Source organism: Streptomyces sp. NBC_00984, assembly GCF_045162475.1.
Taxonomy (GTDB): domain Bacteria; phylum Actinomycetota; class Actinomycetes; order Streptomycetales; family Streptomycetaceae; genus Streptomyces.
Genome location: NZ_CP108734.1, coordinates 6,844,212 through 6,857,645, shown reverse-complemented (window position 1 = coordinate 6,857,645; position 13,434 = coordinate 6,844,212). Strand labels below are relative to the sequence as shown.

General features: G+C 70.2%; 12 protein-coding genes. All 12 read right to left on the bottom strand.

Annotated elements, in window-relative coordinates; translation table 11 throughout:
• Nucleotides 1-163 precede the first annotated feature (163 nt).
• Nucleotides 164-1,744, bottom strand: coding sequence for a PH domain-containing protein (locus OG520_RS30635; protein ID WP_406015309.1), 1,581 nt, complete (start codon nucleotides 1,742-1,744; stop codon nucleotides 164-166).
• The gene (locus OG520_RS30630; RefSeq protein WP_399325653.1) at nucleotides 1,741-2,244 is read right to left on the bottom strand and encodes a PH domain-containing protein; all 504 of its coding nucleotides are present in this window, start codon (nucleotides 2,242-2,244) and stop codon (nucleotides 1,741-1,743) included. The genes OG520_RS30635 and OG520_RS30630 overlap by 4 nt, the downstream gene beginning before the upstream one ends.
• A gap of 4 nt (nucleotides 2,245-2,248) precedes the next feature.
• A complete protein-coding gene (pgi, locus tag OG520_RS30625; RefSeq protein WP_399325655.1) occupies nucleotides 2,249-3,901 on the bottom strand; it encodes a glucose-6-phosphate isomerase in 1,653 nt (550 codons plus the stop codon).
• Nucleotides 3,902-4,052: 151 nt separating this feature from the next.
• Complete coding sequence (locus tag OG520_RS30620; protein WP_072483070.1) at nucleotides 4,053-4,388, bottom strand: RNA polymerase-binding protein RbpA; 336 nt, start codon at nucleotides 4,386-4,388, stop codon at nucleotides 4,053-4,055.
• A 109-nt stretch (nucleotides 4,389-4,497) separates the two neighbouring features.
• Complete coding sequence (gene secG, locus OG520_RS30615; protein WP_072483071.1) at nucleotides 4,498-4,734, bottom strand: preprotein translocase subunit SecG; 237 nt, start codon at nucleotides 4,732-4,734, stop codon at nucleotides 4,498-4,500.
• Nucleotides 4,735-4,849: 115 nt separating this feature from the next.
• On the bottom strand, nucleotides 4,850-5,626 hold the full coding sequence (gene tpiA, locus OG520_RS30610) for a triose-phosphate isomerase (protein WP_266420918.1): 777 nt from the start codon (nucleotides 5,624-5,626) through the stop codon (nucleotides 4,850-4,852).
• Nucleotides 5,627-5,632: 6 nt separating this feature from the next.
• A complete protein-coding gene (locus tag OG520_RS30605; RefSeq protein WP_406015308.1) occupies nucleotides 5,633-6,844 on the bottom strand; it encodes a phosphoglycerate kinase in 1,212 nt (403 codons plus the stop codon).
• 108 nt (nucleotides 6,845-6,952) lie between these two features.
• Nucleotides 6,953-7,963 carry a type I glyceraldehyde-3-phosphate dehydrogenase gene (gap, locus tag OG520_RS30600; RefSeq protein WP_124718312.1) on the bottom strand — a complete coding sequence of 337 codons (1,011 nt, stop codon included), beginning with the start codon at nucleotides 7,961-7,963 and terminating at the stop codon, nucleotides 6,953-6,955.
• 260 nt (nucleotides 7,964-8,223) lie between these two features.
• Nucleotides 8,224-9,213, bottom strand: a complete 990-nt coding sequence (gene whiA, locus OG520_RS30595) for a DNA-binding protein WhiA (protein WP_093539665.1) — start codon at nucleotides 9,211-9,213, stop codon at nucleotides 8,224-8,226.
• A complete protein-coding gene (gene yvcK / locus OG520_RS30590; protein WP_266420905.1) occupies nucleotides 9,204-10,238 on the bottom strand; it encodes a uridine diphosphate-N-acetylglucosamine-binding protein YvcK in 1,035 nt (344 codons plus the stop codon). Before yvcK ends, whiA begins: the two co-directional genes overlap by 10 nt.
• A complete protein-coding gene (gene rapZ, locus OG520_RS30585) occupies nucleotides 10,235-11,224 on the bottom strand; it encodes an RNase adapter RapZ (RefSeq protein ID WP_266420903.1) in 990 nt (329 codons plus the stop codon). Before rapZ ends, yvcK begins: the two co-directional genes overlap by 4 nt.
• Nucleotides 11,221-13,365, bottom strand: coding sequence for an excinuclease ABC subunit UvrC (uvrC, locus tag OG520_RS30580; protein ID WP_406015307.1), 2,145 nt, complete (start codon nucleotides 13,363-13,365; stop codon nucleotides 11,221-11,223). The genes rapZ and uvrC overlap by 4 nt, the downstream gene beginning before the upstream one ends.
• Between the last annotated feature and the right edge of the window lie 69 nt (nucleotides 13,366-13,434).

The following is a 13,434-nucleotide window of genomic DNA, read 5'->3' as shown; positions in this document are numbered from 1 at the left end:
GAGCGGCCGGGCCTGCTGCGTGCGGGCGTGAAGGACTCGGGCCATGGCGCGTATCGGGACCGTGGTGACGGGTGCGTCGGACGTACGGCGTGCGGCGGAGTTCTGGAAGGCGGCGCTCGGCTACGTGGAGCATGAGCCGTCGAAGGACGACTGGGGACCGGGGTCAGCCGGTGGGCGGGACGCGCTCCAGGAAGGGTTCCAGCAGGCCGGGCACGGCCTCGGAGGCGAAGTCGAGGCCCTCGCTCGCGTCCGTGTCGTACGCCGTGTACGCGCCCGCTCCGGCAGCCGTCGTCGCGGTGACGCTCAGCACCCCGGCCCGCCGCTGGAAGTACGTCTGCCGGACCGTCCAGCCGATGACTCCGGCCCGCTCCAGCGCGGCGGTCGAGCGCCTGACGCTGCCGGACCTCACCACCAGGTAGTCGCCGCTGAGGGCGTGCCCCAGGCCGCGGTACGCGTCCCGGGCCAGGAACACCCCGGCGGGCAGCGCCACGACGGCCCAGGCGAGCGCGATCCAGAGCAGGACGGGTGTCAGCAGCACGCCCAGGAGGGCCAGGACCAGCGCCGGGGCCGCGACGGCCCCGAACGCCCGGCGCAGCCTGCGGCCACGGGCCGCGAGGGGATGCCCGGTCAGCGGGGCGCCGGTCGGGGACGTGGTCTCGCGCAGGACGTCGGCGGCCACCGCGTCGGCGACGGTCCTGGGCGCGGCGGGCAGCAGGGTGTTGTGGTCGCCGTGCTGCTCCTCGTCGTCCTTGGCGAGTCCGGTGGTGATCGCGTCGACCCGGGCCGCGCCGAAGGTACGGATGCCGAGCGGTTCGACGAGGTCGACGCCGCGCAGCCGGCGCTCCTCGATGGAGACGGAGCGGGAGGTCAGCAGTCCGCGGCGGATCCGCAGGGTGCCGCCGGGTTCGCGCTCCAGCCGGTAGTTCCACCACATCTCGACCCACAGGCCGAGCGCGCCGACGACACCGGCAAGCACCGCGGCGAGGGCGAGGATCACGATCATGGCGAGCAGCGAGGTGTCCCGGAACCGGTCGCCGACCCACTCGATCACCCGCCCCTGCGCCCCGAACCAGTCGCTGACCTGCATCACCGCGCCGGCCGCCGCACCACCGAGCGCGGGGGCGACGAACGAGACCGGCGCGTAGCGGATCCAGCGCGGGTCGAGGGCGACGAGCTCGCCCTCGCGATGGGTGCCCGGGACGCCGGTGGCCGTGCGTTCCAGCAGTTCGCGGCGGAGCCGTTCGCCCTCGCGCCGGGTGACCGGGTCAAGTTCGAGGGTGGAGTCGTTGCCGGAGTGCTCGCCGGTGCCGATGCGGACGGTGACCAGGCCGAGCACCCGTTGCAGCAGATGGGCGGTGAGGTCGACGCTGCGGATGCGTTCCCGGGCCAGTGAGCGCTTCTTGACCAGGAGCAGCCCGGTGTGGAGCTCGACCCGGTCGGCGCCGACGCGGTAGCGGGTGCGGCGCCACCGTACGTGGTCGCCGGCCGCCGCGGAGCCGATCAGCAGGATCGAGCCGGCGAGGACCCAGGCGACCGCGGCCCCGAAGCCGAACCGTCCGGACAGGCCGAGCGTGGTGGGCACGGCCGCACCGGCGGCCACTCCGGCCGTGACGAGAGCGCTGACGAGCACCGTGCGCCGGTCCAGGTGCCGCCAGTCGGCGGCGGTGGCCGTGCCGGGGCCCTGGGCCCGGCTCTGCTCGCCCCCGGCGTCCGGGGAGGGGGAGACGGCCGCCTCGGAGCTCATGTGGCGTCCCCGGGGGTGCCCTGGGTGATCCGGGTCAGCCGCTCGGCCAGTTCGGCCGCCGTTTCGTGGTCGAGGCCCTCGATCCGCACCTCGCCCTTGGCCGACGCGGTGGTCACGGTGACGGTGGCGAGCCGGTAGAGCTGTTCGAGCGGTCCGCGCACGGTGTCCACGGTCTGGATCCGGGACATCGGGGCGATCCGCCACTCCTGCCGGAAGACCCCGGTCCTGACGTACACCGCTTCGTCGGTGACCTCCCAGCGATGGGTGCGGAACCACCAGGCGGGGAGGAGGACGGCGCAGCCGGTGCCGAGGACCGCGAGGATCGCGGCGGGCAGCAGCAGCCAGAACCGGGCGGGCTCGATGAGTACGCCCAGCACGGCCAGGACGACCACGGGGGCCGCGGTCAGCAGCAGCCACTGGGCCCGCCACCATCCCACGGCCCTCGCGTCCAGCGTATTGTTCGGCGGCCGCAGCCGCACCGTCCCCTCCCCCGTGGTCATCGGCTCAGCGCCCCCGGCGGGCGCGGTACGCCTCGACGAGCGCGGCGGTCGAGCTGTCCAGCTGCTCGCCCCCCTTGCCCTCGGTGAGCACCGGCTCGATCCTCCTGGCGAGGACCTTGCCGAGTTCGACGCCCCACTGGTCGAAGGAGTCGATGTTCCAGACGGCGCCCTGGACGAAGACCTTGTGCTCGTACAGCGCGATCAGCTGGCCGAGCACGGACGGGGTCAGCCGGTCGGCGAGGATCGTCGTCGTCGGGTGGTTGCCCCGGAAGGTCTTGTGCGGCACCAGCTCCTCGGCGACGCCCTCGGCACGGACCTCGTCCGGCGTCTTGCCGAAGGCCAGCGCCTGGGTCTGGGCGAAGAAGTTGGCCATCAGCAGATCGTGCTGGGCGACCAGGCCGGGCAGCAGGTCGGCGACCGGCTCGGCGAAGCCGATGAAGTCGGCCGGGATGACCTTGGTGCCCTGGTGGATCAGCTGGTAATAGGCGTGCTGTCCGTTGGTGCCGGGGGTGCCCCAGACGACCGGTCCGGTCTGCCAGTCGACCGGATTTCCGTCCCGGTCCACGGACTTGCCGTTGGACTCCATGTCCAGCTGCTGCAAGTACGCGGTGAACTTGGACAGATAGTGGCTGTACGGCAGCACGGCATGCGACTGGGCGTCGAAGAACGCGCCGTACCAGACGCCCAACAGGCCCATCAGCAGGGGGACGTTGTCCTCGGCGGGGGCGGTGCGGAAGTGCTCGTCGACGAGGTGGAAGCCGTCGAGCATCTCGCGGAACCGGTCCGGGCCGATGGCGATCATCAGCGAGAGACCGATGGCGGAGTCGTACGAGTAGCGGCCGCCGACCCAGTCCCAGAACTCGAACATGTTGGCGGTGTCGATGCCGAAGTCCGCGACCTTCTCGGCGTTCGTGGACAGCGCCACGAAGTGCCTGGCGACCGCGTCCTGGCCGGCCCCCAGACCGGTCAGCAGCCAGTTGCGGGCGGAGGTGGCGTTGGTGATGGTCTCGATCGTGGTGAAGGTCTTCGACGCGATGATGAAGAGCGTCTCGGCCGGGTCGAGATCGCGCACCGCCTCGTGGAGGTCGGCGCCGTCGACGTTCGACACGAAGCGGACGGTCAGTTCGCGATCCGTGAAGGAGCGCAGCACCTCGTACGCCATGGCGGGGCCGAGGTCGGAACCGCCGATGCCGATGTTGACGACGTTCTTGATGCGCTTGCCGGTGTGACCGGTCCACTCCCCCGACCTGACACGGTCGGAGAACGCCGCCATCTTGTCGAGCACGGCGTGCACACCCGGCACCACGTTCTCGCCGTCGACCTCGATCACCGCGTCGCGCGGGGCACGCAGCGCGGTGTGCAGGACGGCGCGGTCCTCGGTGGTGTTGATCTTCTCGCCGCGGAACATCGCGTCCCGTAGCTCGGCCACCCCGGTGGCCGCGGCGAGTTCGCGCAGCAGCCGCAGCGTCTCGTCGGTGACCAGGTGCTTGGAGTAGTCGATGTACAGATCGCCGACCCGGAGGGTGTATCCGGTACCGCGCTGCGGATCGTCCGCGAAGAGCTGTCGCAGATGTGTCGTTCCGAGCTGCTCGCGGTGCTTGCCCAGAGCGGTCCACTCGGGCGTCTGGTTGAGCCTGGTTCGGCTACGTGTATTCATCCCGGATATCAGCCCAATTCTTCTCGTGCCTGCAGATGCCCCGCTGCACCTCCAACCTAATTGATCAGAAGGGCCGACGAGACAACGAAGACCTGCGGCACGGCAAAAGCAGACCGGCCGGGCACCTTGTGGGTGCCCGGCCGGTGAACTTCTAGATTTCGCCCCGGAGTTTCGCGAGGGCCTCGGCGAGGATGGCCTCGCCGTCCGCATCGCTGCGCCGCTCCCGTACGTACGCGAGGTGCGTCTTGTACGGCTCGGTGCGCGGCGGGTCCGGCGGGCTGTCCCGGTCCTGGCCGGCCGGGAAGCCGCAGCGCGGGCAGTCCCAAGTCTCCGGTACCTGCGCGTCACTGGCGAAGCTCGGCTGCGTCTCGTGCCCGTTCGAGCACCAGAAGGAGATGCGGAGGCGCGGCGCGGACTCGCCGCGCTCGGCCTCCCCCATCGGCCCCGCTCCGACCCGGCTTCCCCGGATCGCGTTGCCACTTGCCACGGTCGTAACTCCCTGCGTGATGGTGCTCGAAGATGCCCCAGTCTACGTAAGGACCAACGCGCGTCCAGTGAAAGGAGTTACACCATCACCGGGAATCGCGTACGGCGGGTCAGTTGTCCAGCTTGATCAGCAGGCCAAGCACAACAATGCACGCGAACCATCCCAGGCCGACGACCACGGTGATCCGGTCGAGGTTCCGCTCCGCGACCGAGGAGCCGCCGACCGACGACTGCATGCCGCCACCGAACATGTCGGAGAGGCCGCCGCCCTTTCCCTTGTGCATCAGCACCAGCAGCATCAGCAGCAGGCTGAAGACGATCAGGGCGATCTCGAACGCCAAAATCACGGCTGGTCCCTACTTTCCGGAAATCCTCTGGACTGCATGTGCGAACAACGGGGGCCGGGAGGCTACACCCTCCACGGCCCCCGCAAGGGTACGACGGATCCGCGCTACCGCATACTCACTGGTCGCGGAAGCGGACGATCTTGACGAACTCGTCGGCGTCCAGCGCGGCGCCGCCGATCAGCGCACCGTCCACGTCGGGCTGCGCCATGATCGCGGCGACATTGCCGGACTTCACCGAGCCGCCGTACTGGATGCGGACGGCGTCGGCCAGCTCCTGCGAGTACAGCTCGGCCAGCCGGCGGCGGATCGCTCCGCAGACCTCCTGGGCGTCCTCGGGGGTGGCGACCTCGCCGGTGCCGATGGCCCAGACCGGCTCGTACGCGATCACGATGGACTCGGCCTGCTCGGCCGGTACGTCCTTCAGACCGCCGTCGAGCTGCGCGAGGGTGTAGGAGACCTGGTCACCGGCCTTGCGGATGTCCAGGCCCTCGCCGACGCAGAGGATCGGGGTCAGGCCGTGCTTGTACGCGGCCTTCACCTTGGCGTTGCAGATCTCGTCGTTCTCACCGTGGTACTGGCGGCGCTCACTGTGGCCGACGGCGACGTAGGTGCACCGCAGCTTGGCGAGCATCGGGCCGGAGATCTCACCGGTGTACGCGCCTGAGTCGTGCGCCGAGATGTCCTGGGCGCCGTACTTGATCTTCAGCTTGTCGCCCTCGACCAGGGTCTGCACGGAGCGCAGGTCGGTGAAGGGCGGCAGGACGGCGACCTCGACGGTGTCGTAGTCCTTGTCGGTCAGCGCGAAGCCGAGCTTCTGGGTGTGTGCGATGGCCTCGAGGTGGTTGAGGTTCATCTTCCAGTTGCCCGCCATCAGCGGGGTACGAGTGGTCATGAAAGGTCAGTCCTCCAGTGCGGCGAGGCCGGGAAGCGTCTTGCCCTCGAGGTATTCGAGGCTGGCACCGCCACCGGTCGAGATGTGTCCGAATGCGTTCTCGTCGAAGCCCAGGGTGCGGACGGCCGCGGCGGAGTCGCCACCGCCGACGACACTGAAGCCCGAGGAGTCGACGAGGGCCTGGGCGACGGCCCGGGTTCCCTCGGCGTAGTCGGGGTGCTCGAAGACGCCCATGGGGCCGTTCCAGAAGACGGTGGCGGCGTCGGCGAGCTTCGATGCGTACAGCGTGTTGGTCTCGGGGCCGTTGTCCAGGCCGATGAACCCGGCCGGGATGGCGTCCGCGGGCACCGTGCGGTGCTCGGTCGGGGCCTTGGCCTTGAGGTCCGGGAACTGCGCGGAGACCACGACGTCGACGGGGAGCACGAACTCCACGCCCTTGTCCTCGGCGCGCTCGAGGTACTCCAGCACCGCCGGGATCTGGTCCTCCTGCAGGAGCGAGCTGCCGACCTCGTGGCCCTGGGCCTTGAGGAAGGTGTACGCCATGCCGCCGCCGATCAGGATGCGGTCGGCGCGCTCCAGGAGGTGGTCGATGACGCCGAGCTTGTCGGAGACCTTGGAGCCGCCGAGCACCACGGCGTACGGACGCTCGACGTTCTCGGTGAGCTTCTTCAGGACGCCGACCTCGGTGGCGATCAGGTCACCGGCGGCGTGCGGCAGCCGGGCCGGGAGGTCGAAGACCGAGGCGTGCTTGCGGTGCACGGCTCCGAAGCCGTCGCCCACGTACAGGTCGGCGAGCTCGGCGAGCTGATCGGCGAAGGCGCCGCGCTCGGCGTCGTCCTCGGACGTCTCGCCGGGGTTGAAGCGGAGGTTCTCGATGACGGCGACCTCGCCGTCCCCCAGCGCGGCGACCGTGGCGCGGGCGGACTCGCCGACCGTGTCGGTCGCGAAGGCGACGTCCGTGCCGATGAGTTCACCGAGGCGGGCGGCGGCGGGCGCCAGGGAGAAGGCCGGGTCCGGAGCGCCCTTGGGGCGGCCCAGGTGCGAGGCGACGACGACCCGCGCGCCGGCCGCGACGAGCTTCTCCACGGTCGGCTGGACGGCGCGGATGCGGCCGTCGTCGGTGATGGTGGTGCCGCTCAGCGGCACGTTGAGGTCGGCGCGGACGAATACGCGCTTGCCGGTGACCCCTTCGGCGATCAGTTCGTCGATCGTCTTCATCTTGCTGGACTCCTTGGAGGGCGGGAGAGCATGCGACGGGGCTCGAACAGCGCGGCGTTGCGCTGTTCGAGCCCCGTGCTCACATCGAGGTGCCTGCCGGTTCGACGGTCAGAGCTGGTTGCCGACGAAGACGGTCAGGTCGACGAGGCGGTTGGAGTAACCCCACTCGTTGTCGTACCAGCCGAGGATCTTCACCGACTTGCCCTCCTGAACCATCGTCAGCGAGGAGTCGAAGGTGCAGGACGCCGGGTCGCCGACGATGTCCGAGGACACGATCGGGTCCTCGGTGTAGTACAGGATGCCCTTGAGGTCGCCGTCGTCCGCGGCCTTCTTGAACGCGGCGTTGACCTCGTCCTTGGTGACCTCGCGCTGCAGCTCCACGACCAGGTCGGTGGCCGAGCCGGTCGGGACCGGGACGCGCATGGCGATGCCGTCCAGCTTGCCCTTCAGCTGCGGGAGCACCAGGGCGGTGGCCTTGGCGGCACCGGTGGTGGTCGGGATGATGTTCTCGGCGGCGGCGCGGGCGCGACGCAGGTCCGAGTGCGGGAAGTCCAGGATGCGCTGGTCGTTCGTGTACGCGTGGACCGTCGTCATGAGGCCCTTGACGATGCCGAAGTTCTCGTCCAGAACCTTGGCCATCGGCGCGACACAGTTGGTCGTGCAGGAGGCGTTGGAGATGACGTGGTGGTTGGCCGCGTCGTACTTGTCCTGGTTGACGCCCATCACGATGGTGATGTCCTCGCCCTTGGCCGGAGCCGAGATGAGGACCTTCTTGGCGCCGCCGGCGATGTGCTTCTCGGCGTCGGCCTTCTTCGTGAAGATGCCGGTCGACTCGATGACGATGTCGACGCCCAGCTCACCCCAGGGGATGTCGGCCGGGTTGCGCTCGGAGAGCACCTTGATCGTGTGACCATCGACGGTGATGGTATCGGCGGTGTGGCTGACCTCTGCCTTGAGACGACCCAGGATGGTGTCGTACTTCAGCAGGTGGGCCGTGGTCGCGGTGTCACCCAGGTCGTTGACAGCCACGATCTCGATGTCCGCACCCTGCTCCAGCAGCGCGCGGAAGTAGTTACGACCGATGCGGCCAAAGCCGTTGATGCCTACGCGGATCGTCACGAACCGATCTCCTCGTTAGGTACGCGGGGCTTTCACCCCGGCGAGTTGTATGAGATGTCCCCGACCGCCTCCGACCCTACCTCTCCGACGGCCCCGGGGTGACATCGAGCGGGGCCGTAGGAACCGCCGAGGCCCGTATTCCTCGGTAGGAGTACGGGCCCCCGAACACTCGGCCGTACACACAGCGGAAATTACGCAGCGTCAACATCCCGTGGAGCGCCGCGCGTCCCGGATCCGGCCGGATTCACCGCCGTCGCGGGTCAGCCCACCAGGCCGTCGGCGAGCTCCTCGCTGAGGGTGGATTCGGTGCCCGGGATCCCCAGGTCCTGGGCCCGCTTGTCGGCCATCGCCAGCAGCCGGCGGATCCGGCCGGCGACCGCGTCCTTGGTCAGCGGCGGGTCGGCGAGCGCGCCCAGCTCCTCCAGGGACGCCTGCTTGTGCTCCATGCGCAGCCGGCCGGCGGCCGCGAGGTGCTCGGGCACCTCCTCGCCCAGGATCTCCAGCGCGCGCCCCACCCGGGCGCCCGCGGCGACCGCGGCCCGCGCGGAACGGCGCAGGTTGGCGTCGTCGAAGTTGGCCAGGCGGTTGGCGGTGGCGCGGACCTCGCGGCGCATCCGCCGCTCCTCCCAGGCCAGCACCGAATCATGGGCGCCCAGCCGGGTGAGCAGGGCACCGATCGCGTCGCCGTCGCGGACGACGACCCGGTCCACCCCGCGCACCTCGCGGGCCTTGGCCGCGATGGAGAGCCGGCGGGCGGCGCCGACCAGGGCGAGCGCCGCCTCCGGGCCGGGGCAGGTCACCTCCAGGGAGGAGGACCTGCCCGGTTCGGTCAGCGAGCCATGGGCCAGGAAGGCACCGCGCCAGGCGGCCTCGGCATCGCAGGTGGCCCCCGAGACCACCTGCGGGGGCAGGCCCCGGATGGGACGGCCTCGGCCGTCCACCAGACCGGTCTGGCGGGCCAGCTGGTCGCCGCCCGCCACGACGCGTACGACGTAGCGGGAGCCGCGCCGCAGCCCGCCGGGCGCCATCACGATCAGCTCCGAGCTGTGCCCGAAGATCTCGAGAATGTCCCGCTTCAGCCGGCGCGCCGCCATCGAGGTGTCCAGCTCCGCCTCGATCACGATCCGGCCGCTCACCAGGTGCAGTCCACCCGCGAACCGAAGAATCGCCGAGACCTCTGCTTTTCTGCAGCAGGTCCGGGTCACGGGAAGCCGGGAAATTTCGTCCTTCACCGCCGGCGTCATCGCCATGGGCCGATCCTTCCATGCATCCGAAAAATACGGTCGTACGCGGCGGCCAACAGCTCCGGGTCATGAATCGGAACGCCGTCGGGTGAGGCCACCGGCGCCAGCTCGACCGCGGCGCCGAGCCGCTTGGCGGCATCGGCGAGGGACTCACGATCGGGCACGGCGGCTTCGTCGGCCAACACCACGTCCAGGGCGAGTTTAGGGGCGTGTCGTCCCAAAACCTCCAAATGACGCTGCGGGGAGAAGCCATCAGTTTCACCGGGTTGCGGTGCGAGGTTGAGCGAGAGGACCTTGCGGGCCTTGGTTTCGACGAGCGCGTCGAGCAGTTCGGGGACGAGCAGGTGCGGGATCACGGAGGAGAACCAGGACCCCGGGCCGAGCACCACCCAGTCGGCGTCGAGGACCGCGGCGACGGCCTCGGGGACGGCCGGCGGGTCGTGCGGGACGAGGTGGACGGACTGCACCTCGCCGGGGGTGAGCGCCACGGTGGCCTGCCCGCGCACGGTGTCCACGTCGTCCGGGCGGGCCGGGTCGTGTCCCCGGACGAGCGCCTGGAGCTCCAGCGGCACGGCGGACATGGGCAGCACCCGGCCGTGCGCCCCGAGGAGCCTGCCGACCAGGTCGAGAGCCTGTACATGGTCGCCGAGCTGCTCCCAGAGGGCGACGATCAGCAGATTGCCTACCGCGTGCTCGTGCAGATCGCCCTTGGACTGGAAGCGGTGCTGGATCACCCGGGCCCAGGTCTGGCCCCAGTCGTCGTCACCGCACAGGGCGGCGAGCGCCTTGCGCAGGTCGCCGGGCGGCAGGACGCCGAGCTCCTCGCGGAGCCGGCCGCTGGAGCCGCCGTCGTCGGCGACGGTGACCACGGCGGTGAGATCGCCGGTGATCCGGCGGAGCGCCGCGAGCGACGCGGACAGGCCCATGCCGCCGCCGAGGGCGACAACCTTGGGCTGCGCGCCGCGCTTGCGGCCGGACAGCGCAGAGGTGGCCCTGCGCAGCCGCCGCAGGCGCAGATTGCGGCTGGTCACTCGCGCCCCATGTCCCGGTGGACGAGAACGGTCTCGATGCCTTCGGTCGCGAGCCGGGCAGCCAGCTTCTCGGACATGGCGACCGAACGGTGCTTGCCGCCCGTGCAGCCGACGGCGATCGTCACATAGCGCTTGCCCTCGCGGCGGTACCCGGCGGCGATGAGCTGGAGCAGCTCCGTGTACTGGTTGAGGAACTCCTTGGCGCCGGGCTGGTCGAAGACGTAGGCGGAGACCTCCTCGTTGAGCCCGGTGAACGGGCGCAGCTCGGGGACCCAGTGCGGGTTGGGCAGGAAGCGGCAGTCGACCACCAGGTCGGCGTCGACCGGCAGGCCGTACTTGAAGCCGAACGACATCACCGTGGCGCGCAGCTCCGGCTCCTCGTCGCCGGCGAACTGGGCGTCCATCTTGGCGCGCAGTTCGTGCACGTTGAGGCTGGACGTGTCGATCACCAGGTCGGCGTCGCCGCGGAGCTCGCGCAGCAGGTCGCGCTCGGCGGCGATGCCGTCGACGATCCGGCCGTCGCCCTGGAGGGGGTGCGGGCGGCGGACCGATTCGAAACGGCGGACGAGGGCGTCGTCGGAGGACTCCAGGAAGACGATCCGCCGGGTGACGTGCTTGGCCTCCAGGTCGGCGAGGGATTCGCGGAGGTTGTCGAAGAAGCGGCGCCCGCGGACGTCGACGACGACGGCGATCCGCGCCACGTTGCCCTGCGATCGGGCACCGAGCTCGACCATGGTGGGGATCAGGGCGGGCGGCAGGTTGTCGACGACGAACCAGCCGAGGTCCTCCAGACACTTGGCCGCCGTGCTGCGCCCGGCGCCCGACATCCCCGAGATGATCACCAGCTCGGGAATGGCCGCATTCCCGTCGCTCGTCTCGATCGTGGTGCCCGTACTCACGTGTCCTGCTCCGTCTGCTCGGTCGGTGCCGTCGTGCTCGACTTCTTGCTCGCGCTCGGCTTCGTGTTCGTTTTCACGCTCGGTCATGTCGTGCTGCCCCCGTCGTCCTCTTCAATGATCTCTCCTGTCGCCGTGTTCACGGCGGGCGTGGCCGGGGCGGCCGAGGCGAGGGCGACAGCCACTGATTCCGCCGTCCTGCGGCCTATCCCCGGAACCTCGCAGATCTCGTCGATTGTCGCCTGCTTCAGCTTCTTCACGGAGCCGAAATGCTTGATCAACGCCTGTTTCCGGGTTTCGCCGAGACCGGCGACGGCGTCCAGGGGGCTGGAACGGATGCGTTTGGCCCGCTTGGCGCGCTGATAGGTGATCGCGAAGCGGTGGGCCTCGTCGCGGACGCGCTGGAGGAGATAGAGGCCCTCGCTGGAGCGGGGCAGGACGACGGGGTCGTCGTCATCGGGCAGCCAGACCTCTTCGAGGCGCTTGGCGAGGCCGCAGACGGCGATGTCGTCGATCCCCAGCTCGTCGAGGGCCCGCTTGGCCGCGGCGACCTGCGGCTGGCCGCCGTCGACCACGACGAGCTGCGGCGGATAGGCGAACCGCTTGGGACGCCCGTCGTCCTCACGGGGCTCGGCATCCGGATCGGGGACGGCGTCCGTATCAGGGACGGCGTCCGTATCAGGGACGGCGTCCGGGCCGGGGACGGCGTCCGGGCCGGTCGGGGCCGCCGGATCGGTCAAGGCCGCCAGGCCGGTCGGGGCCGCCGGGTCGGTCGGGGCCGCCGGGACCGGTCCGGTCGGGGCGGGGGTCTCCTCCCACTCCCCCGTCCGTTCCTTGTCCTGCAGATACCGCTTGAAGCGGCGGCCGATGACCTCGTGCATCGACCGGACGTCGTCCTGGCCCTCGAAGCCCTTGATCTGGAAGCGGCGGTACTCGCTCTTGCGGGCGAGGCCGTCCTCGAAGACGACCATGGAGGCGACCACGTCGTCGCCCTGGAGGTGCGAGATGTCGAAGCACTCGATGCGCAGCGGGGCGGTGTCGAGGCCGAGCGCCTCGGCGATCTCCTCCAGGGCGCGGGAGCGGGTGGTCAGGTCGGAGGCGCGCTTGGTCTTGTGCAGCCCCAGGGCCTGCTGGGCGTTGCGCTGGACCGTCGTCATCAGGTCCTTCTTGTCGCCGCGCTGTGGGATGCGCAGGCTGACCTGGGAGCCCCGGCGGCCGGCGAGCCACTGGGAGACCGCGTCCGGGTCCTCCGGCAGGGCCGGGACGAGGACCTCCTTGGGGACGGAGTCGCCCGTCTCCTCGCCGTACAGCTGCTGGAGCGCGTGCTCGACCAGACCCGAGGTGTCGACGTTCTCGACCTTGTCGGTGACCCAGCCGCGCTGGCCGCGCACCCGGCCGCCGCGCACATGGAAGATCTGGACGGCGGCTTCGAGCTCGTCCTCGGCGACCGCGATCAGGTCGGCGTCGGTGGCGTCGGCCAGGACGACGGCGCTCTTCTCCATGGCCCGCTTGAGGGCCTCCACGTCGTCGCGGAGCCGGGCCGCCCGCTCGTACTCCATCTCCTCGGCCGCCGCCATCATGTCCTTCTCCAGGCGGCGGATGTACGTACCGGTCCGGCCGGCCATGAAGTCGCAGAAGTCGTCGGCCAGTTCGCGGTGTTCCTCGGGGGTGACGCGGCCGACGCAGGGGGCCGAGCACTTGCCGATGTAGCCGAGGAGGCACGGGCGGCCGGTCCTGGCGGCGTTCTTGAAGACTCCGGCGGAGCACGTACGCACCGGAAAGACCCTCAGCATCAGGTCGACCGTCTCGCGGATGGCCCAGGCGTGCCCGTAAGGACCGAAGTAGCGCACGCCCTTCTTCTTGGCTCCGCGCATGACCTGGACGCGCGGGAACTCCTCGTCGAGCGTGACCGCGAGATAGGGATAGCTCTTGTCGTCGCGGTACTTGACGTTGAACCGCGGGTCGAACTCCTTGATCCAGGAGTACTCCAGCTGGAGGGCCTCGACCTCCGTGGCGACGACCGTCCATTCCACCGAGGCGGCCGTGGTGACCATCGTGCGCGTACGCGGGTGGAGCGCGGCCAGGTCCTGGAAGTAATTGGCCAGGCGCTGGCGCAGGTTCTTGGCCTTTCCGACGTAGATCACCCGGCGGTGTTCGTCGCGGAATTTGTAGACCCCCGGGGAGTCGGGGATCTGTCCCGGCTTGGGGCGGTAGCTGGAGGGGTCTGCCATGTGTCCCACCCTACTTGCGGGCAGTGACAGTGCGGCCGGGCCGGAGGGGGTGCCGTGCTCCGGGGCGCG